The sequence below is a fragment of the Pseudomonas sp. AM4(2022) genome, from assembly GCF_036346515.1.
In the GTDB taxonomy this organism is placed as follows: Bacteria; Pseudomonadota; Gammaproteobacteria; order Pseudomonadales; family Pseudomonadaceae; genus Aquipseudomonas; species Aquipseudomonas paracarnis.
The window spans coordinates 1-19,609 of record NZ_JAOTNW010000012.1 but is presented as its reverse complement, the minus strand read 5'-3'; the positions used below and the strand labels follow the sequence as shown (position 1 = coordinate 19,609).

At 60.1% G+C, this 19,609-nt stretch carries 17 protein-coding genes and 1 pseudogene; 13 read left to right on the top strand and 5 right to left on the bottom strand.

The features are described from left to right. Positions 1-1,479 carry a helicase HerA-like domain-containing protein gene (locus ODQ19_RS17455; RefSeq protein WP_330210739.1) on the bottom strand — a complete coding sequence of 493 codons (1,479 nt, stop codon included), beginning with the start codon at positions 1,477-1,479 and terminating at the stop codon, positions 1-3. 205 nt (positions 1,480-1,684) lie between these two features. On the opposite strand from ODQ19_RS17455, the pseudogene ODQ19_RS28195 reads away from it, so the two are divergent. From ODQ19_RS28195 to ODQ19_RS17430, 5 genes and pseudogenes are all read left to right on the top strand, one after another. Next, positions 1,685-2,716: pseudogene (locus ODQ19_RS28195) on the top strand (HAMP domain-containing protein); the annotation flags it as partial. Positions 2,717-2,809: 93 nt separating this feature from the next. Then, a complete protein-coding gene (locus tag ODQ19_RS28190) occupies positions 2,810-3,574 on the top strand; it encodes a methyl-accepting chemotaxis protein (RefSeq protein ID WP_370694806.1) in 765 nt (254 codons plus the stop codon). 221 nt (positions 3,575-3,795) lie between these two features. Further along, positions 3,796-4,917 carry a glycosyltransferase family 4 protein gene (locus tag ODQ19_RS17440; protein WP_330210738.1) on the top strand — a complete coding sequence of 374 codons (1,122 nt, stop codon included), beginning with the start codon at positions 3,796-3,798 and terminating at the stop codon, positions 4,915-4,917. Further along, complete coding sequence (locus ODQ19_RS17435; RefSeq protein ID WP_330210737.1) at positions 4,910-5,662, top strand: polysaccharide deacetylase family protein; 753 nt, start codon at positions 4,910-4,912, stop codon at positions 5,660-5,662. The genes ODQ19_RS17440 and ODQ19_RS17435 overlap by 8 nt, the downstream gene beginning before the upstream one ends. Then, on the top strand, positions 5,650-6,759 hold the full coding sequence (locus ODQ19_RS17430; protein WP_330210736.1) for a lysylphosphatidylglycerol synthase transmembrane domain-containing protein: 1,110 nt from the start codon (positions 5,650-5,652) through the stop codon (positions 6,757-6,759). Before ODQ19_RS17435 ends, ODQ19_RS17430 begins: the two co-directional genes overlap by 13 nt. A 123-nt stretch (positions 6,760-6,882) precedes the next feature. On the opposite strand, the gene purU is transcribed toward ODQ19_RS17430, so the two are convergent. Beyond that, a complete protein-coding gene (purU, locus tag ODQ19_RS17425; protein WP_102061326.1) occupies positions 6,883-7,731 on the bottom strand; it encodes a formyltetrahydrofolate deformylase in 849 nt (282 codons plus the stop codon). Positions 7,732-8,082: 351 nt separating this feature from the next. Between purU and mvaT the strand changes: the two genes are divergently transcribed. Further along, positions 8,083-8,457 (top strand): histone-like nucleoid-structuring protein MvaT, encoded by a 375-nt coding sequence (mvaT, locus tag ODQ19_RS17420; RefSeq protein WP_019821235.1) that lies wholly within the window; start codon positions 8,083-8,085, stop codon positions 8,455-8,457. 90 nt (positions 8,458-8,547) lie between these two features. On the opposite strand, the gene sbcB is transcribed toward mvaT, so the two are convergent. After that, positions 8,548-9,975 carry an exodeoxyribonuclease I gene (sbcB, locus tag ODQ19_RS17415; RefSeq protein WP_330210735.1) on the bottom strand — a complete coding sequence of 476 codons (1,428 nt, stop codon included), beginning with the start codon at positions 9,973-9,975 and terminating at the stop codon, positions 8,548-8,550. Positions 9,976-10,142: 167 nt separating this feature from the next. Here sbcB and ODQ19_RS17410 point away from each other — a divergent pair, with 167 nt between their 5' ends. The 6 genes from ODQ19_RS17410 to ODQ19_RS17385 are packed head-to-tail and all read left to right on the top strand — an operon-like array spanning position 10,143 to position 16,801. Next, positions 10,143-10,835 carry an RDD family protein gene (locus tag ODQ19_RS17410; RefSeq protein WP_330210734.1) on the top strand — a complete coding sequence of 231 codons (693 nt, stop codon included), beginning with the start codon at positions 10,143-10,145 and terminating at the stop codon, positions 10,833-10,835. Next, on the top strand, positions 10,832-11,812 hold the full coding sequence (locus ODQ19_RS17405) for a stage II sporulation protein M (protein WP_330210733.1): 981 nt from the start codon (positions 10,832-10,834) through the stop codon (positions 11,810-11,812). The genes ODQ19_RS17410 and ODQ19_RS17405 overlap by 4 nt, the downstream gene beginning before the upstream one ends. Next, positions 11,799-13,328: a DUF4129 domain-containing protein gene (locus ODQ19_RS17400; RefSeq protein ID WP_116665936.1), complete on the top strand. Its 1,530-nt coding sequence runs from the start codon at positions 11,799-11,801 to the stop codon at positions 13,326-13,328. Before ODQ19_RS17405 ends, ODQ19_RS17400 begins: the two co-directional genes overlap by 14 nt. Further along, positions 13,325-14,482, top strand: coding sequence for a DUF4350 domain-containing protein (locus tag ODQ19_RS17395; protein WP_330210732.1), 1,158 nt, complete (start codon positions 13,325-13,327; stop codon positions 14,480-14,482). The genes ODQ19_RS17400 and ODQ19_RS17395 overlap by 4 nt, the downstream gene beginning before the upstream one ends. Continuing rightward, on the top strand, positions 14,479-15,462 hold the full coding sequence (locus ODQ19_RS17390; RefSeq protein ID WP_116665934.1) for an AAA family ATPase: 984 nt from the start codon (positions 14,479-14,481) through the stop codon (positions 15,460-15,462). The genes ODQ19_RS17395 and ODQ19_RS17390 overlap by 4 nt, the downstream gene beginning before the upstream one ends. A 7-nt stretch (positions 15,463-15,469) precedes the next feature. Then, positions 15,470-16,801, top strand: a complete 1,332-nt coding sequence (locus ODQ19_RS17385) for a DUF58 domain-containing protein (protein ID WP_330210731.1) — start codon at positions 15,470-15,472, stop codon at positions 16,799-16,801. A gap of 52 nt (positions 16,802-16,853) precedes the next feature. On the opposite strand, the gene ODQ19_RS17380 is transcribed toward ODQ19_RS17385, so the two are convergent. After that, complete coding sequence (locus ODQ19_RS17380; RefSeq protein ID WP_330210730.1) at positions 16,854-17,213, bottom strand: PilZ domain-containing protein; 360 nt, start codon at positions 17,211-17,213, stop codon at positions 16,854-16,856. A 222-nt stretch (positions 17,214-17,435) separates the two neighbouring features. Next, on the bottom strand, positions 17,436-17,810 hold the full coding sequence (locus ODQ19_RS17375; RefSeq protein WP_116665931.1) for a tetratricopeptide repeat protein: 375 nt from the start codon (positions 17,808-17,810) through the stop codon (positions 17,436-17,438). Between the two features lie 173 nt (positions 17,811-17,983). Here ODQ19_RS17375 and pyk point away from each other — a divergent pair, with 173 nt between their 5' ends. Further along, positions 17,984-19,435, top strand: a complete 1,452-nt coding sequence (pyk, locus tag ODQ19_RS17370; protein WP_003193904.1) for a pyruvate kinase — start codon at positions 17,984-17,986, stop codon at positions 19,433-19,435. Positions 19,436-19,609 lie beyond the last annotated feature (174 nt).

Here is a 19,609-nt window from a genome sequence, read left to right as displayed (position 1 = left end):
CTATTTGCGTTTGCTGCCGCCCAATAACGAACCCAGCAGACCACGCACCAACTGGCGCCCCATCTGATTGGCGGCCTGCTGCATGGCCGACTTCAACGCCTTGCCCGCCGTGGTCCCCAGGAAGGCACCCGCCTTGTCGGTGAAGCTCGGCTCTTCGGCGGCCGGAGCGGCCTGCTCGGCAGGCCCAAGCTCCTTGCGGGCCATCAACACTTCATAGGCAGACTCACGATCCACCGGTTTGTCATAGCGCCCCAACAGCGGCGAACTGGCAACCAACGCTTTACGTTCGGCTTCGGTGAGCGGCCCGATCCGCGATTGCGGAGGAGCAACCAGTACGCGCTGGACGACTTCCGGCGTGCCTTTTTCCTGCAAGGTTCCCACCAATGCCTCACCGGTGCCCAACTCTGTAAGCACCGACAAGGTATCGAACGTTGGGTTGGGCCGGAAGCCGTCCGCCACTGCCCGCAAGGATTTCTGTTCTTTGGCAGTGAACGCACGCAAACCGTGCTGGATGCGCAGGCCCAACTGCGCCAGCACCGTATCCGGCAAGTCGCCCGGCGATTGGGTAACGAAATACACGCCGACGCCTTTGGAACGGATCAGGCGCACCACCTGCTCCAGGCGCTCCTGCAAGGCTTTTGGCGTATCGGCGAACAACAAGTGCGCCTCGTCGAAAAACAACGCCAACAACGGTTTGTCGGCATCGCCGCGTTCCGGCAATTGTTCGAACAACTCTGCCAGCAGCCACAACAGGAAGGTCGCGTAGACCTTCGGCGCCTCATGCACCAAGCGGCTGGCGTCCAGCAGGTGGATGCGCCCACGCCCATCACTGGCGGGCTGCAAAATATCTTCCAGTTGCAGGGCCGGCTCGCCAAACAAGGCTTCGGCGCCCTGTTGCTCCAGCACTGCCAGACGCCGCAACAAGGCCTGGCTGGAACCGGTGGTCATCAAGGCCGCGTCGTCGCCCAGCAGTTCCGGGTGATAGCGCAGGTGATTGAGCAGTGCCTTGAGGTCCTTGAGGTCCAGCAGCAACAGGCCTTCGCGGTCGGCCACTTTGAATGCCGCATAGAGCGCCGATTGCTGGCTGTCGGTGAGCTCCAATAGGCTGCCGAGCAAGAGCGGGCCCATTTCACTGATGGTGGTGCGCAACGGATGACCGGATTGGCCGTGGATATCCCACAGGGTGACCGGGTACGCCTGGGCCGTGTAATTAAGGAAGGGCATACCGGCGATGCGCTCGGCCACTTTGCCCTGGGGGTTGGCGGCGGCGCCCAGGCCGCAGAGGTCGCCTTTGATGTCGGCAGCGAACACCGCCACACCCGCATCACTGAAGGCTTCCGCCAGGCGCTGCAAGGTGACGGTCTTGCCGGTGCCCGTGGCGCCGGCGATCAACCCATGACGGTTGGCCAGGCGCATGGACTGGGCGATGGGCTGGCCGTCAAGGCCGGCACCGATAAGCAGTTGTGTGGAGTCAGGCATTTCGTCACCTATGGTTAATCTTTAGTGCCGCGAGGTCGATATAGACGGATGTAAGCCCGACAAAGACTAAAAAACGGTCAGATAATTCCGACATGGACCAACGGAGCTATCACCAGAAATACCACACCTTTTTTGACGCTGCCATTTTGCGCCTCCCGCATAGGATGCGCCTCGGATATTAAGACCTTAGCGGACCCTTCAAGCCATGAACAAAAATCTGCGCTTCAGCCACAAGATCCTGCTTGCAGCCTCCCTTATCGTCATCGCCGCCTTTGCGTTGTTTACCCTCTACAACGACTACCTGCAGCGCAACGCGATTCGTGACGACCTCAATAACTACCTGCATGAGATGGGCGACGTCACCGCCAGCAACATCCAGACCTGGCTCACCGGGCGTATCGCCCTGGTGGAAAACGCCGCACAGAACATCGCCATCAACCCTGAAAAAACCGTCGTCGCCAGCCTGCTGGAGCAGAAAGCGCTGACCTCGTCATTCATGGCCACCTACGTCGGTGACAGCCAGGGCGCGTTCACTATCCGCCCCGACACCAAGATGCCCGACGGCTTCGACCCGCGTGTTCGCCCCTGGTACAAAGGCGCCCAGGCCAGTAACGGTTCGACCCTGACCGAACCCTATATCGACGCTGCGACCGGGCAACTGATCATCTCTGTCGCCACGCCCAGCGCCAAGGGTGGCCAGAGCATCGGCGTAGTCGGCGGCGACCTGAGCCTGCAGACCCTGGTGGATAACATCGGCGCGTTGGATTTTGGCGGCATGGGTTATGCGTTCCTGGTCAGCGCCGACGGCAAAGTGCTGGTGCACCCGGATAAAGCCCTGGTGATGAAGACCCTGGCGGACGTTTATCCAAAAGACACGCCGAAGATCAGCGGCGACTTCAGCGAAGTGCAAGCCAACGGCAAGACCAATATCGTGACGTTCACACCGATCAAGGGCCTGCCCTCGGTGAACTGGTACCTGGGCGTTTCGGTGGATAAAGACAAGTCTTTCGCCATGCTCAGTGAGTTTCGCACCTCGGCGGTGATCGCCACGATCATCGCGGTGGTGATCATCATCGCCCTGCTCGGCATGCTCATCCGCGTCTTGCTGCAACCTTTGCACCTGATGACCCGGGCCATGCAGGACATTGCCGACGGTGAAGGCGACCTGACCCGCCGCCTGACCATCCAGAACAATGATGAATTCGGCACCCTGGGCAATGCGTTCAACCGCTTCGTCGAGCGCATTCATACCTCGATTCGCGAAGTGTCTTCAGCGACCGAGCACGTCAATGAAGTGGCCCTGCGGGTGGTCAGTGCCTCCAACTCTTCGATGGTCAACTCCGACGAACAGGCCAACCGCACCAACAGCGTCGCCGCCGCCATCAACCAACTGGGGGCCGCGGCCCAGGAGATCGCACGCAACGCCGCCCAAGCCTCCAGTCAGGCCAGCGATGCACGGCACCTGGCCGAGGACGGCCAGCAGGTGGTTGAACGCAATATCAAGGCGATGACGCAGTTATCCAGCATGATCAGCACCTCAAGCACCAATATCGAAGCACTTAACAGCAAAACGGTGAATATCGGCCAGATCCTTGAAGTGATCACCAGCATTTCCCAGCAAACCAACCTGCTGGCGCTCAATGCGGCGATCGAAGCGGCGCGCGCCGGGGAAGCCGGGCGTGGCTTTGCGGTGGTGGCCGATGAAGTGCGCAACCTGGCCCATCGCACTCAAGAGTCGGCGCAACAGGTGCAGACGATGATCGAAGAGCTACAGGTGGGTGCCCGGGACTCGGTGACAACCATGAGCGAAAGCCAACGTCACAGCCTGGACAGCGTGGAAATCGCCAACCTGGCCGGCGAGCGCTTGAACAGCGTGACCCAGCGCATTGGCGAGATCGACGGTATGAACCAGTCGGTCGCCACCGCCACTGAAGAACAGACCTCGGTGGTGGAGTCGATCAATATGGACATCACCGAGATCAACACCCTCAACCAGGAAGGGGTGGAAAACCTGCAATCGACCCTGCGCGCCTGCTCGGACCTCGAACAACAGGCCTCGCGCCTGAAGCAATTGGTGGGCAGCTTCCGGATCTGAGGTCCCCCACCTTAATCCACCTGTAGGAGCGAGCTTGCTCGCGAAAAACCTCAACGATAACGCGGGCTGCCTGAAGAAACGCGGAGTCTGTGAGTTTTTCGCGAGCAAGCTCGCTCCTACAGCGTGCTGTTTGTCCGCTCCCGCCACCGTCATGCTGCGAATCTAAACCGAACATCTATCCTTACCTCAGGTCCATCTAGGGAGAGCAATGGATCGGAGGGATGTTCATCGTGCATATCGCTGACATAACCATGTTCTACGCCCCGGCCAGCGGTGGCGTACGCACTTACCTTGACGCCAAGCATCGGCGTCTGGCGCTCAAACCGGGCATTCGCCACAGCCTGTTGATACCCGGTGCACACTTGAGCGAGCAGGACGGCATCTTCAAAGTACCGGCGCCCGCCCTGCCCTTCGGCAAAGGCTATCGCTTCCCCCTTCGCTTGGCGCCCTGGCGAAATGTCCTGCACGATTTACAGCCCGATCTGATCGAAGTCGGTGACCCTTACCTGACCGCCTGGGCCGCACTGGATGCCCGACGCCAATTGGATGTGCCGGTCATCGGCTTTTACCACTCCGACCTGCCACTGCTGGTGAGCAACCGCATGGGGCCTTGGTTTACCCCCAATGTTGAAGCCTATGTGCGCAAACTCTATGGGAATTTTGACCGAGTGCTCGCCCCCAGCCAGGTAATGGCCGACAAACTCACCGGGCTTGGCGTCAGAAATGTCTTCGTGCAACCGCTGGGCGTAGACCTGCAAACTTTCACCCCTGAGGTACGTGACCCCGGCCTGCGCGCCGAACTGGGGATTGGCGAAGACACTCGGCTACTGATCTTCGCCGGGCGCGGCTCCAAGGAGAAAAACCTGCCGGTGCTGCTCAACTGCATGAAGCGCCTGGGAGATGGCTACCACTTGCTGCTGGTGGGCTCCGGCATGCCGGCCAGCGTGCCGGACAATGTCACCGTGGTCGATGGGTTCCGCCCTGCCCAGCATGTTGCGCGGCTGATGGCCAGCGCCGACGCCTTACTGCATGGCGGCGACCAGGAGACCTTCGGGCTGGTGATCCTGGAAGCCATGGCCTGCGGTATTCCGGTGGTCGCCGTGGCGGCCGGGGCCTTTACCGAGATTGTCGACGAGCGTTGTGGCCTGCTGTGCGCGCCCAACAACCCCAAGGCCATGGCCGATGCGGTGCGCGAGCTGTTCAGTACCGACTGCCGACGCCTGGGTGCTCAGGCTCGGCGCCATGTCGAGCTGCATTATGCGTGGGACACGGTAGTCGACAGCCTGCTGGGGCATTACTACGCCGTACTGGGCAGCCATGAACCGATGCTCGCCCATGGCTGAGCGCGCGCTGATGCTGGTACTGCACGACGTGGCACCGCACACCTGGGCCAACTACCGGCCCTTCGTCGAGGCCGTCGATGCACTGGGTAACGTGCCCATCACTTGGCTGGTGGTGCCGGACTTCCATCACCATGACGACCTGGCCGCCCACCGTGATTTTCGGCGTCTGCTCGACAGCCGTGTCGCCAAGGGCGATGAACTCACCTTGCATGGTTATTACCATTGCGACGACCAACCTCGGCCGCGTACGCCAAAAGAATGGTTTATGCGACGCATCTATACCCACGAAGGCGAGTTTTACCAGCTGTCCGAGGCTGAGGCGTTGCGACGGCTGACCGCCGGCATTGAGGTATTCCAGCGCAATGGCTGGCCGCTGCATGGCTTTGTTGCGCCCGCCTGGTTGATGAGCGATGGCACCCGGCAGGCATTGCGCCAGTTGCCGCTGAGCTACACCAGCGACCCACACCATCTTTATCGCCTGCCGGACTTCACCCCCATCGACGCCCCGGGCCTGGTGTGGAGCGCTCGCAGTGCCTGGCGCCGCGGATTGTCAAAAGTCCTCAGCGACCGCCGTGAACAGCGTTGGCAGAAGGCCCCGCTGATCCGATTGGGATTGCACCCGGTGGACATGCGCCACAGATTTTCCCGCGATTATTGGCTGCACACCTTGCAACGCCTGCTCAACACTGGGCGCGTCCCCCAAACCAAGGCCGCCTGGCTGGCGACGCAGCCATGGGTCGACTGATCTGGCTGGTGCTGGCCCTCTTGGTGGCACTGGCCATTCCGGTATGGCTGGGCGGCGGCGAAAGCATTGCGCTCCTGCGCCAGTTTCCGTTGCCCCAGTTGCTGGGGATGTTCGCCATGATCATCGGCTGCTGGCTGATCAACAGCCTGCGCATCCGCCTGTTGCTTGGCGAGCATCGCGGCCAGTTAGGGCCGCTCAAAAGCCTTGGCGTGGTGATATCCACTGAGTTCGCCATGTGTGCAACTCCCGGTGGCAGCGGCGGGCCGTTGACCCTGATGGCCCTGCTGGCACGCAATGGCATTCGCCCCGCCCACGGCAGCGCGGTGTTCGCCATGGACCAGTTGAGCGACCTGGTGTTTTTTCTCTGCGCACTGGTGGGGATCTTGCTGTATGCGCTGTTCCATAGCCTTAGCCCGCGCCTGGAATGGTTGCTGGGGCTCAGCGCCGTGTCGATGGTGGGTGGGGTGATCAGTGGCTGGGCCGTGGTGCATTTTCACCGGCGGCTGATTCGCCTGGCGGGTTTGGCACTCAAGGCCATGAAGGTCGGCGCTACCACCCGCCGACGCTGGGCACGCCGGTTGCTACGTTTTCTCGCGGCGTTCAGCGCCACCCTGAAACTACCCCGGAGCACCTTGCTGGGGGTCTTTGTGCTGACCAGCCTGCATTGGCTGCTGCGTTACAGCGTGCTGTACCTGGCGCTGCGCGGGTTGGGGGGCGAGGTGCAGTGGGCCTGGAGCTTTCTGATCCAGATGTTATCCCTGACTGCGGGGCAGTTCAGCCTGGCGCCTGGCGGGGCCGGCGCTGCGGAATTGACGTCAGCGGCACTGCTGGCGCCCATGGTGGGCACATCCACAGCGGCGGCGGCGATTCTGATCTGGCGAGCGGTGACCTACTACTTCTATTTGCTGGCCGGTGCGCCAGTGTTTCTATTGATGGTCGGCAAACCGCTGCTCAAGCGTCTTTTTCGGGGACGGCAGGCGACGGGGCCTGCGCCAGTGTCTGTTCCCATAAACGCGCCGCGCCTGGAAAATCAGTACCATCCTCGGCATCCAGCGCGTCCGGGTCGTAACGACTCAAACAGCCCTCGCCCAAAGTAGCAGGTGCCCGTGAGGTGGCTTTATCCAGCGGATCGCTCATGGGAATCTCCTGAAACAGAAATAAAAAAGGGCCTGGAGAGTTTTACCTCCAGGCCCCTGTGTCTTTCAATCACAATCGCCGGGTCAGAAGACCACGGTCTTGTTGCCGTGCACCAACACGCGATCTTCCAGGTGATAGCGCAGGCCACGGGCCAGCACCATCTTCTCGACGTCACGGCCGAACCGCACCATGTCTTCAATACTGTCGCTGTGGCTGACGCGCACCACGTCCTGCTCGATGATCGGGCCGGCGTCCAGCTCTTCGGTCACGTAGTGGCAGGTTGCACCAATCAGCTTCACGCCACGCAGGGAAGCCTGGTGATACGGTTTGGCACCGACAAAGGATGGCAAGAAGCTGTGGTGGATGTTGATCACCTTGCCAGCGTATTCGCGGCACAGTTCCGGCGGCAGGATTTGCATGTAGCGCGCCAGCACCACCACATCCGCGTCATGCTGCTTGACCAGGCGCGACACCTCGGCAAATGCCGGCTCCTTGTCCTGTGGGTTGACCGGCACATGGTAATAAGGGATGCCATGCCATTCGACCATGCTGCGCAGGTCGTCGTGGTTGGAAATCACGCAAGCAATCTCGCAATCGAGTTCGTCGCTGTGCCAGCGGTGCAGCAGGTCTGCCAGGCAGTGGGATTCGCGGCTGGCCATCAGCACCACGCGTTTCTTCTGCTCGGTGTCGGTGATGTGCCAGGTCATCGAAAACTCTTCGGCAATCGGCGCAAACGCCTCGCGGAAGGCTTCCAGGCCAAAGGGCAGCGTATCGGCACGGATTTCGTGACGCATGAAAAACCAACCACTGAGATTGTCCGAGTGATGGCTCGCCTCGGTGATCCAGCCATTATGGGAAGCCAGAAAGTTACTGACCTTGGCAACGATGCCAACCCGGTCCGGGCAAGCAATCACCAGCCGAAAAGTGCGCATTAGGGGGAAACTCCAGAACTTCACAAAGGCCGCTATTCTAGCGATTACGCAGAAAAACTGCAGTATTCCCTTGCACCTTATCTTGAGGCATGGCCGTGGTAACACCCCTTAATCGTGTAAGGTTTTACCACCGCTATATGACGGTACAACGGCATGCTGAGGCCGGTAGCAAAAAATTAACGCGATTATCTTTGCGCTTAACGCTTACTAATTAACTCAGCGGCCAGGTTTTCTCACACACATTCAATGTCATTCACCTAAATACCGTCTTAAATGTTTACTTGATGAAATTGCCTGACTATTATTAGGCCACTCACCCTGTCATTCAGCGTTCTACATAAGGTAGTCCACATGTCACTGATCAACGAATACCGCGCCACCGAAGAAGCTATCAAAGAGCTGCAAGCCCGTTTGAAGAACCTGTCCGAAGACGACAAGCTGAAAACCGAGCTGGAATTCGAAGGCAAATTGCGCACCCTGATGGGTGAATACTCCAAATCCCTGCGTGACATCATCGCGCTGCTGGATCCAGAGTCGAAAGTTAAAGCACCGCGCGGCGCTGTGAAAACTACCGGCACCAAGCGTGCTCGCAAGGTCAAGCAATACAAAAACCCACACAACGGCGAAGTGATTGAAACCAAAGGTGGCAACCACAAAACTCTGAAAGAGTGGAAAGCCAAGTGGGGCGGTGACGTAGTTGAAGGTTGGGCAACCCTGCTGGGCTAAGCCCGGTCGGACGTTCACCCGATACGTCACACATGAAAAACGCCAGCTTGCTGGCGTTTTTTATTGTCTGAATATTCTGTAGTTATGCGCCTACAGATTCAGGCGCGCCGCTAATGAATCCACATAGTCCTGCCATTGCGCCAGCACCTGGCACTGAAACGATGTAGCACTAACCGCCAACTCCTCACGCGCCTGCTTAAATGCCAACAGGGTATTCGGCGCCCCCCACTGCGCATCCGACAAACGTTGCTGACAGAAAAGTTTCCAGCGTTGTTGCTCCTCATTGTTCAAGGTTTCAGGAAAGTTACGCGCCCGGTAGCGAAATAATAATTCCGGCAAACGATGATCATCGAACGGCCACTGCTGACGGGCTAATTGCGCGGGCTCTGCCATGCGAACTTGCTCACATAAACGGCGGTCACGGTCACCTATAAAACCATCATAGAGCTGCTGCTCCGGGTCCGCGTTCGACGCAAAGTCTTCCTCAGCATAAATGGCCGCTAACTTGTCCCGCCAAACTTCCTGTGCGTCAGTTAGCCGCAGCGCCCGCGCGAGGCAAGCCTCCTTATCCAGTTGCAGGCGCTCAAGGTCTTGCGGGCGCAGCACCTTCAACGGCGCAACCACGGGGCAGCGGTTGATATGCAGCAGCTTGAGCGGAACCGGCAGCTCACCTTCGGCCAACTCATCGCGGCGCATGTAAAGACGCTGGCGCAGGGTCGCCGCATCAAGGTCCAGCAGTCCTTGTGGATCGAGCCCCAGGTCACAGACGATCAAGGCATTGCGATTGCGCGGGTGCCAGGCCAGGGGCAAGACCACGCCCAGATAATGGCGCTCGGCAGAAAAACGCCCCGAGATATGCACCATCGGTTGCAGCAACCGCACCTGATCCATGACCCGCTGCTTGCTACGCAATTGAAACAACCATTCATACAACTTCGGTTGTTTCTCCCGGACCAACCGCGCCAGGGCGATGGTTGCACGCACATCCGACAACGCATCATGGGCCTGGCCATGGTCGATGCCGCTGGCCTCGGTCAAGCGTTCGAGCTTGAGGGTCACACGCCCGTCCTGCTCGGGCCAGTTGATGCCCTCCGGCCGCAGGGCGTAGGCGGTGCGCATCACATCAATCAAGTCCCAGCGACTGTTGCCGCCCTGCCACTCGCGCGCATAGGGGTCGAAAAAATTGCGGTACAGACTGTAGCGCGTCATTTCATCGTCGAATCGCAAGGTGTTGTAGCCGGCGCCACAGGTACCTGGCGCGGCCAGTTCGGCGTGCACCCGAGTCATGAAATCGGCTTCGGCAAGGCCCTTCTCGGCGAGGATAGCCGGCGTAATGCCCGTGATCGCACACGCTGCCGGATGAGGCAGGATATCGTCGCTGGGCTGGCAATAAAGGTTGATCGGCGCACCGACCTCATTGAGCTCAAGGTCGGTGCGGATACCGGCTACCTGGAGCGGGCGATCGTTGCGCGGGTTGATGCCGGTGGTTTCATAGTCGTACCAGAAAATCGAGGTCACGGGCTATTCCTGTGCTGAAGACCGACAAAGTCTAGGCGCTGCAAGGCGTTCGGGGCCAGCGATACCTTACTGTATAAATATCCAGAAAAACCTCGGGTGGTTGCTTCCATCGTCGACACTGCTAGCATCCGTGTCTCTTAAGCCGCTTCGCACTGCCAAGGATCGCAATGCCATCAACGCCTTTGGATACCCACTATCAGATAGAAACGCCCGAGGGCATCGACCTGCCCCTGCGCCCTGCTGGCCTGCCCTCGCGGGCATTGGCCTTTGCATTCGACCTGGGCGTGCGCGGGATCATCATGGGTATCCTGCTGGTGCCGCTGGCGCTGCTCGGCAATGTGGGGGTCGGGCTGGGTTCGCTACTGCTGTTCCTGGTGAGCTGGTGGTACATGGTGTTGTTCGAAGTGCTCAATCAAGGCTGCTCGCCAGGCAAGCAGGTCATGGGGCTGCGCGTGGTACAGGATGACGGCACGCCCATTGGCTGGTCGGCATCGCTGATCCGCAACCTGCTGCGTTTTGTCGACATGCTGCCCTTCGGTTATTTCCTCGGCGCGATCAGTTGCCTGCAGCATCCGCACTTCAAGCGGCTCGGCGACCTGGCCGCCGGTACGCTGGTGGTCTACCGGGAATTGCCGCTGGTACGCCCAAGCATCCCTCAAGCGCCCGCCCTGCGCCTGCCCTTCGCACTGCAGTTGAGCGAACAGCGGGCCATCCTCGGTTTCGCCGAACGCCAGGCCGAGCTCTCGGCCGAACGGGTGCATGAACTGGCCGCGATCCTCGCAGTACCCCTGCAGGTGTCTGCGCCGCGTGCCGTGGAGCAACTCAACGGTGTAGCCCGTGGTTTGTTGGGGCCGACATGAAGCAGAGCCTTTTTGAAAGCCGCCACCAGCACCAATGGCAAACCTTCGCCGAGCAGCTGACGCAACTGGAACAAGGTAAAGCCAAGGCCGCCGATGTTGCCGACTTCCCGCATCAATATCGACGCCTGTGCCAACACTTGGCCCTGGCTCAGCAACGCGGCTACAGCAGTTACCTGGTCGACCCGTTGCAACAACTGGCACTGCGCGGCCATCAACAACTGTATCGCCATCGCAGCCAACTGACGGCAAACATACTGGCGTTTCTTCTCGCCGACTTCCCGCGCCTGGTACGCGAACAATGGCGCTTCGTGCTGATCGCTGGCCTGCTGTTCTTTGGCAGCCTGGTGGGGATAGCCCTGCTGGTGTACCTATTCCCGGACCTTGTCTACAGCATCATCAGCCCCCAGCAGGTGGCCGAAATGCAGGGCATGTACAACCCCGACGCCAGCCGTCTGGGCCGTGCTGCCGAACGTGCCGCCAGCGAAGACTGGATGATGTTTGGTTATTACGTGATGCACAACATCGGCATCGCCTTCCAGACCTTTGCCGCCGGCCTGCTGTTCGGCCTGGGCAGTGTGTTCTTCCTGATTTTCAATGGCTTGGTCATAGGTGCAGTCTCCGGGCACCTTACCGACATTGGCTATGGCCAGACCTTCTGGTCGTTTGTCATTGGTCACGGCGCATTCGAGTTGAGCGCCATCACGCTGGCCGGTGCCGCAGGTTTGCAACTGGGCTGGTCACTGGTTGCCCCCGGGCGCTTGGCGCGCAGCGAGGCCCTGCGCCTGGCCGCCCACAAAAGCATACGGATGCTTTGCGGTGTCATGGTTTTCCTATTGATCGCAGCCTTTATCGAAGCCTACTGGTCGTCAACCACTCGCATCGAGCCCTGGATCAAATACGCAGTAGGCGCCGCGCTCTGGCTGCTGGTGGCCGCTTACCTGTCCCTGGCCGGGCGGAGTCGCCATGCGCCTGACTGACGCCAGCGTGGTGATTCGCCCGCGCACGTCCTGGGAAGCCATGGACCTGGGTGTGCTGATGGCCAGGGAACACCGTTTCCTGCTGATGAGCAGTTGGGCACTGGTGAGCCTGCCGGTATTCATCTTGTTGACGGTATTGCTCTGGAATTACCCGTCTTTGGCCATGTTCCTGTTCTGGTGGCTCAAGCCTGCCTTCGACCGCTTGCCGCTGTACATTCTGTCCAAGGCCCTGTTTGGTGAGCCTCCCAGCCTCAAACAGGCCGTTCGCCATTGGCCGCAATTGCTCAAAGGGCAACTGTTCGCCAGCCTGACCTGGCGGCGGCTGAGCATGAGTCGCAGCTTCACCCTGCCCGTCAGCCAACTGGAAGGCCTGGACGGTGACGCACGTCAACGACGTCTTGGGGTGTTGCTGCAACGTAACGCTGGCGCCGCACGCTGGCTGACGACGATCGGCGTGCACCTGGAAATCGGCCTGTGGTTTGGCGGCATGGCCCTGTTCTATCTCTTCATCCCGCAACAGGTGGAACTGGACTGGGACTGGCAACGGCTGATATTGGCGTCAGGCTCGGACGTACTTTGGCTTGAGCACCTGAGCAATGCCTTCTATGCCCTGGTCCTGGTGTTCTGGGAACCCATCTACGTCGCCTGTGGCTTCAGCCTGTACCTCAACCGCCGCACGGTGTTGGAGGCCTGGGACCTGGAACTGGTATTCCGTCGCCTGCGCCAGCGCCTGAGCAACGTTGCACCACTGTTGTTGCTGGTCGTTGGCCTGGCGTTGCTACACATCAGCCCACCGACCATGGCAGATGAAACCACAGCCCCTAAGCCCCTCAGCACCCAGGCCGCCAGCCAATCCATCCAGGCACTGCTGGAAAAGCCACCTTTCAAGAACCCGGAAACCGTCACACGCTATCGGTTTGGCGAAGAAAAAACGCCGGTTAAAAACAAGGCCAAGGGCGACGGCAAATTACCTGGCTGGCTCCAGGCACTGCTCGACAACCTTAACAGCGACACCTTCAAATACGTCGCCAAAACTTTGGAAATACTGCTCTGGAGCCTTGTGATTGGCGGCCTGGCCCTGGTGTGCTGGCGTTACCGTGAATGGTTGCGCACGTTCGTCAGCCGCCTTGGGCCCACTCGCACTACCGCCCCCTCATCCGCTCCCACTCAGTTGTTCGGGTTGGAGCTGGGCGCCGAGACATTGCCCAAAGACATCGCCAGCACCGCCGAACAGCTATGGCCCACCCGGCCACGGGAAGCCCTTGGCCTGCTGTATCGCGGGTTGCTCAGCCGGCTGTTGCACGAGTTCGACCTGCCACTGACAAGCGCCGATACCGAGGGGCAGGTACTGGAGCGCGTTCATCGTTTGCAACAACCGCAATTACTGGCGTTCAGCGATGAACTGACACGCCACTGGCAAAACCTGGCCTATGGTCACCGCCTGCCGCCTTCTTCAGCCCAACAAAAACTGTGCAGCGACTGGCGTGCTCTTTTCAGTGACGGAGCGAGCCAATGAACCGGGCGTTATTGTGGACAGCGCTGTTGCTGGCGTGCCTGTTGGGTGCGGGCGGCTTATATGCCTTGCACAAGGCAATTCCATACGACGAAGTGGTTGACCGGGGCCCGTCGCCAGAGGCTCGCGCCAATCCCTATCTGGCCGCCGAGCACTTTCTACGCCAGCAAGGCTTGGTCGTGGCACACGCCAAGGGCCTTGAACGACTCACCGAACTGCCCGCCAAAGGCCATAGCCTGTTGTTGCTGGGAGAGCGCAGCAACATGACCCCACGCCAGGTCGAACAACTGCTGGGTTGGGCAAAAGCCGGTGGCCACCTGCTCCTGGTCGCCGAGGCATTATGGGATGAAGAGGCCGGCACAAGCGGTGACCTGCTGCTTGACCGCCTCACTATCCGCCAAACCTTGAGCGACACCTTCGACGAACCCGTGCCACCGCGTAAAAAAACCAAACCGGATCTGACCAAGCTCTATGTCGACAACGAAACCGCACCGGCGTATTTCAGTTTTGACACCGACTTCAACCTCACCGACCCCAAGCACCTGGCGCAGTTTTCCGCCAACAGCGCCAAGTCCAGCCACCTGATGCAACTTGACCTGGGGCAAGGCCGCGTAACGGTGATCACCGACAGCGACCTATGGAAAACCGCAGATATCGGCAACCATGATAACGCCTGGTTGCTGTGGTACCTGAACCAGGGCACTGACGTCACCTTGCTGTTCAACAGCGACACGGACGATCTGTTTACCCTGTTGCTCCGTTATTTCCCCCAGGCCCTCGTCGCCCTGGTTGCGCTGCTTGCCTTGGGGCTGTGGCAGGCAGGCATGCGCCAGGGCCCGATCCAGGCACCGGCTCCCAAGGCTCGTCGCCAACTGCAGGAACACTTGAAGGCCAGCGCGGATTTCCTATTGCGCCGCAGCGGCCAGGGCACATTGTTGCAAGCCTTGCAACACGACATTCTGCGCGCAGCCCGGCGACGCCATCCCGGGTTCGAACACCTCGATGCGTCAGAGCAACGCCAAGTGCTGGAACACCTTACGCGACAACCCCCTCACATCATCAGCCAGGCGCTTGAGCCCGTTGCGCTGAAGCGGCTTTCCAGCGCCGACTTCAGCCGACAGGTGGCGCACCTGCAAACCCTCAGGAATGCCTTATGAGCGACTCTCCACTGACCGCCGAAAACCTTCAGCATGCCAGCCAGCAGGCCCAGGCGCTGCGCGTGGAATTGCGCAAGGCTGTGATTGGCCAGGACCCGGTGATTGACGACGTGCTCACCGCCCTGATCGCAGGCGGCCACGTACTGCTCGAAGGCGTGCCTGGTCTGGGCAAGACCTTGCTGGTACGGGCCCTGGCCCGCTGCTTTGGCGGTGATTTCGCGCGTATCCAGTTCACCCCGGACCTGATGCCCAGCGATGTCACCGGCCACGCCGTTTACGACCTGCAGACCGAACAGTTCAAACTGCGCAAGGGGCCGTTGTTCACCCACCTGTTGCTGGCCGACGAGATCAACCGTGCACCCGCCAAGACCCAGGCAGCGCTGCTGGAGGCCATGCAGGAACGCCAAGTGACCCTGGAGGGTGAAGCATTACCCATCGGCCAACCCTTCATGGTGCTGGCGACCCAGAACCCCATCGAGCAAGAGGGCACCTACCCACTGCCCGAGGCCGAGTTGGACCGCTTCATGCTCAAGGTGCGAATGGACTACCCGGATGCTCTACAAGAGCTGGATATGGTCCGCGAAGTGACTCGCTCGTCCAAGGCAGACATGTTGGAGGTGCAGCCGTTGCGTACCGTGCTGCAAGCCGAGGACGTAGTACGGATGCAGCAAATTGCCAGTGACCTGCCGTTGGATGAGCAGGTGCTCGACTACGCCGTGCGCCTGGCCCGTGCCACGCGCAGTTGGCCGGGGCTGGCCATCGGTGCCGGCCCCAGGGCCTCCATCGCTCTGGTACGCGGTGCCCGTGCCCGTGCGCTGTTGCGCGGTGGCGAATTCGTCACCCCCGATGACATCAAGGGCTGCGCCCTGGCGGTACTGCGTCACCGGGTACGCATCGCACCAGAACTGGACATCGACGGCTTGGAAGTCGACCAGGTGCTCCAACAGTTACTCGACCAGATTGCAGCACCAAGGCAATGACGCGGCCATGAAACCGACCCGTCTGCTCCTGACCTGGCTGAGCGTCCTGCTCGGACTGAGCACCCTGTTAGGCGCCACGGCAGCGTTGCAGTTGAAAGTGCCCGCCACCTTGCATTCCGTGGCCTGGGGCCTGCTGCTGGCCCTGTTGCTGTTGGCGATGCTGGATGCCGCACGCTTGCGTCGCCGTCCCTCGGCCCGCGTGTACAGGGCATTGCCCGGCAGCCTGGCACTGGGGCGCTGGGAAGAAATACGCCTGTGCCTGGAGCACGACTATAAACAGCCACTGACTGTGCAGGTGTTCGATCACGTGCCCGATGGCCTGGGTGAGGAGAACCTGCCTCAATCCATTCAACTACGCCCCGGTGAACGTGCTGAGCTGGGCTATCGCGTGCGCCCTTTGCGGCGCGGGCACTTCCATTTCAGTCGCTGTGAACTGCTGCTGCCAAGCCCACTGGGGCTGTGGTCGGCACGACGCTGGGTCGAAACCCACAATGCCACCCGTGTTTACCCGGATTTCGCACGTTTATACGGTGCGCAGTTGCGGGGTGTGGATAACTGGCTGAGCCAACTGGGTGTGCGCCAACATCAGCGGCGAGGATTGGGCCTGGAATTTCACCAACTGCGCGAGTTTCGTGAAGGTGACAGCCTGCGCCAGATCGACTGGAAAGCCACCGCCCGCCAACGAACGCCCATTGCCCGGGAATACCAGGATGAACGCGACCAGCAAATCGTGTTCATGCTCGATTGCGGCCAGCACATGCGCAGCCAGGATGATGAACTGTCCCATTTCGACCACGCCCTCAATGCCTGCCTGCTGCTGAGCTATGTCGCCTTGCGACAGGGCGATGCGGTAGGGTTGTGCACGTTCGCCAGCGACCAGCCGCGCTACTTGAAGCCGGTCAAGGGCAGTGGCCAATTGAACCTGTTGCTCAATGCGGTCTACGACCTGCAGACCACGCGAAAAACTGCCGACTACCAGGCGGCCGCCAGCCAGTTGCTGGCAAGTCAAAAACGCCGGGCGCTGGTGATCATCGTCACCAACCTGCGGGATGAGGAGGATGAAGCTTTGATGGCTGCCGTCCAGCGTATCGGCAGGCATCACCGGGTATTGGTGGCCAGTCTACGGGAAGAGGTCCTTGACCAACTGCGCCAGGCGCCTGTGCAGACATTGCCCGACGCCCTGGCTTACAGCGGCACGGTCGATTACCTCAACACCCGCAACCAACGCCATGATCGCTTGAGCGCCCATGGGCTTTCGGTGCTGGATACCTTGCCATCGGCGCTGGGTGCCGGGCTGGTCACGCGCTATCTGGAGTGGAAAAAGGCCGGGGTATTCTGAGGATGACTGCGCAGAGGTATGGCCAGGAAACGGCCACAACCCCACGCATAATTCAGACAGAGGCCTGCAAAGGATAAAAGCTGAAGTACTGCAACAGCGCGTTGATCAGGTGCCGGTACTCTTCGGGTGCCTCAAGCACGCTGAACCCCGAGTCGTAATGCTGCGGTGTGACATCCTCGTGGCTCCACAAGCAGGTTGCCGTGAGGTCAATCGCCTTGAACTCGCCTTGCGAAACCGGCACTTTCAAGCGTAGCTCGAACTCCACCTCGGTCATCATGGGTAACGAGCTGATCAGCATCAGACCGTCTTCAGACACATTTCCAAGATAGCCGATTGGCTTGTCAGTAATACGATTGAACACCTGCAGAAAATACGGCAGTTGATGCCGCTCGATCCTTCGTTCAATAAACATGGTGAAGTCGCCATCCAATAGCCAAAAATCTGGCCGTGCCAGTGATTCGGAACAAGCAATCGCTCGCTCTCCCTGGATCTCGGGGTGACAACAGGTACCGCTTGTCACTAAACAGCTGCCGAGTCCGGGCTTTGCATCCGTTCGAATGGGAAACTGCACAAACAGACATTCAAAGATTAGCCCAAGACTGGCGACAGGCCAGCTATAAAATGACAAATACCATCACAGCGACGCAGGCCTTGGTTTTGCCAGGCCTGCAGCCGGTAGATGCCCCAATTGCTGCAAGGTATCGAGCCGCGCGCGTGCTCGATAGGCGTACTCACTCGACGGGTAGTGGCCGATGATGAACTGATAGGTCTGTGCGGCATCGACAAACAGTTTCTGGCGCTCCAGGCACTGCCCGCGCAACATCGAAACCTCCGGTTGCACGTAGCGGCGGGTACGGCTCTCGCGATCGACCTGGGACAACTCCAGGGTGACACGCTCACAATCACCTACCCCATAGGCGCGGTAAGCGTTGTTCAAATGGTGGTCCATCGACCAGCGGGTACAGCCGACAACACTGACGGCCAGGGCAGCAACGAGCAAAATTCGCATGGGGTTCTCCTGTCTTGTGCAGTGTATCGACCCCTGGTCGAAAATCTTCAAGGCGTTTGCCCATTCAACCGCAGCCAAAACAAGCCAATCGTCGATAAGTAGTGCAAACGAACAATGACTACAACGAAAGAGCATAGTAGCCTTCCCCAGCGCTTGAACTCAGGAGTCCGTGCATGTCCGTCCGTCGTACCAAAATCGTCGCCACCCTTGGCCCGGCCAGTAACTCGCCGGAAGTCCTCGAACAGCTGATTCTGGCTGGTTTGGACGTCGCCCGTCTGAACTTCTCCCACGGCACCCCGGACGAGCACAAGGCTCGCGCCAAGCTGGTGCGTGACCTGGCCGCCAAGCATGGCCGCTTCGTTGCACTCTTGGGCGACCTGCAAGGCCCGAAAATCCGTATCGCCAAATTCACCAACAAGCGGATCGAGCTGAAGATCGGTGACAAGTTCACCTTCTCCACCAGCCACCCGCTAACCGAAGGCACCCAGGACGTGGTGGGCATCGACTACCCGGACCTGGTCAAGGACTGCGGCGTCGGTGACGAGCTGCTGCTGGACGACGGTCGTGTGGTGATGCGCGTCGACACTGCCACGCCGACTGAGCTGAACTGCACCGTGATCATCGGCGGCCCGCTGTCCGACCACAAAGGCATCAACCGTCGCGGTGGTGGCCTGACGGCGCCGGCCCTGACTGAAAAAGACAAGGCCGACATCAAGCTCGCCGCTGAAATGGAAGTGGACTACCTCGCCGTGTCCTTCCCGCGCGACGCCGCCGACATGGAATACGCCCGTAAGCTGCGCGACGAAGCCGGCGGTACCGCCTGGTTGGTAGCGAAGATCGAACGTGCTGAAGCCGTGGCCGATGATGAAACCCTCGACGGCCTGATCAAGGCTTCCGATGCCGTGATGGTTGCCCGTGGCGACCTGGGCGTGGAAATCGGTGACGCCGAGCTGATCGGTATCCAGAAGAAGATCATCCTGCACGCACGCCGTCATAACAAAGCGGTGATCGTTGCGACCCAGATGATGGAGTCGATGATCCAGAACCCGATGCCGACCCGTGCCGAAGTGTCCGACGTGGCCAACGCCGTGCTCGACTACACCGACGCCGTGATGCTCTCGGCTGAAAGTGCCGCCGGCCCTTACCCACTGGAGGCCGTGCAGGCCATGGCGCGTATCTGCGTCGGTGCCGAAAAGCACCCGACCAGCAAGACCTCCAGCCACCGCATCGGCAAGGTCTTCGAAAGCTGCGACCAGAGCATCGCCCTGGCTGCCATGTACACCGCCAACCACTTCCCGGGTGTCAAGGCCATCATCGCCTTGACCGAAAGTGGCTACACGCCGTTGATCATGTCGCGCATCCGCTCCTCGGTGCCGATCTACGCGTTCACCCCACACCGCGAAGCCCAGGCCCGCGCGGCCATGTTCCGTGGCGTGTACACCATCCCGTTCGACCCGGCGTCGCTGGCGCCGAACGAAGTCAGCCAGAAGGCGATCGACGAGCTGGTCAAACGCGGCGTCGTGGAGAAAGGCGACTGGGTCATCCTGACCAAGGGCGACAGCTACCACACCACCGGTGGCACCAATGGCATGAAGATCCTGCACGTGGGCGACCCCCAGGTCTGAGTGACAGGCTGAAAAACGAAAGCCCCGCCCTGTGAATGGCGGGGCTTTTTGCATTTCAATGCAGGCCACTGTGTTGAATTTCAGGGCCTCATCGCAGCATAGGTGTCTACACAACTTTTTAGTTGTAGCCGTCAACGGTAACCATGATGCGAAGCGAGTCGCTCTTGATCTTGC

What these genes read in the sequence shown, in the direction of transcription:
- ODQ19_RS17395 (WP_330210732.1), top strand. Translation starts at nt 13,325, where the DNA reads ATGAACCGGGCGTTATTGTGGACAGCGCTGTTGCTGGCGTGCCTGTTG.
- ODQ19_RS17405 (WP_330210733.1), top strand. Translation starts at nt 10,832, where the DNA reads ATGAAGCAGAGCCTTTTTGAAAGCCGCCACCAGCACCAATGGCAAACC.
- pyk (WP_003193904.1), top strand. Translation starts at nt 17,984, where the DNA reads ATGTCCGTCCGTCGTACCAAAATCGTCGCCACCCTTGGCCCGGCCAGT.
- ODQ19_RS17410 (WP_330210734.1), top strand. Translation starts at nt 10,143, where the DNA reads ATGCCATCAACGCCTTTGGATACCCACTATCAGATAGAAACGCCCGAG.
- ODQ19_RS17440 (WP_330210738.1), top strand. Translation starts at nt 3,796, where the DNA reads ATGTTCATCGTGCATATCGCTGACATAACCATGTTCTACGCCCCGGCC.
- ODQ19_RS17435 (WP_330210737.1), top strand. Translation starts at nt 4,910, where the DNA reads ATGGCTGAGCGCGCGCTGATGCTGGTACTGCACGACGTGGCACCGCAC.
- ODQ19_RS17400 (WP_116665936.1), top strand. Translation starts at nt 11,799, where the DNA reads ATGCGCCTGACTGACGCCAGCGTGGTGATTCGCCCGCGCACGTCCTGG.
- ODQ19_RS17390 (WP_116665934.1), top strand. Translation starts at nt 14,479, where the DNA reads ATGAGCGACTCTCCACTGACCGCCGAAAACCTTCAGCATGCCAGCCAG.
- mvaT (WP_019821235.1), top strand. Translation starts at nt 8,083, where the DNA reads ATGTCACTGATCAACGAATACCGCGCCACCGAAGAAGCTATCAAAGAG.
- ODQ19_RS17455 (WP_330210739.1), bottom strand. Translation starts at nt 1,479, where the DNA reads ATGCCTGACTCCACACAACTGCTTATCGGTGCCGGCCTTGACGGCCAG.
- ODQ19_RS17430 (WP_330210736.1), top strand. Translation starts at nt 5,650, where the DNA reads ATGGGTCGACTGATCTGGCTGGTGCTGGCCCTCTTGGTGGCACTGGCC.
- ODQ19_RS28190 (WP_370694806.1), top strand. Translation starts at nt 2,810, where the DNA reads ATGGTCAACTCCGACGAACAGGCCAACCGCACCAACAGCGTCGCCGCC.
- ODQ19_RS17380 (WP_330210730.1), bottom strand. Translation starts at nt 17,213, where the DNA reads ATGTTTATTGAACGAAGGATCGAGCGGCATCAACTGCCGTATTTTCTG.
- ODQ19_RS17385 (WP_330210731.1), top strand. Translation starts at nt 15,470, where the DNA reads ATGAAACCGACCCGTCTGCTCCTGACCTGGCTGAGCGTCCTGCTCGGA.
- purU (WP_102061326.1), bottom strand. Translation starts at nt 7,731, where the DNA reads ATGCGCACTTTTCGGCTGGTGATTGCTTGCCCGGACCGGGTTGGCATC.
- ODQ19_RS17375 (WP_116665931.1), bottom strand. Translation starts at nt 17,810, where the DNA reads ATGCGAATTTTGCTCGTTGCTGCCCTGGCCGTCAGTGTTGTCGGCTGT.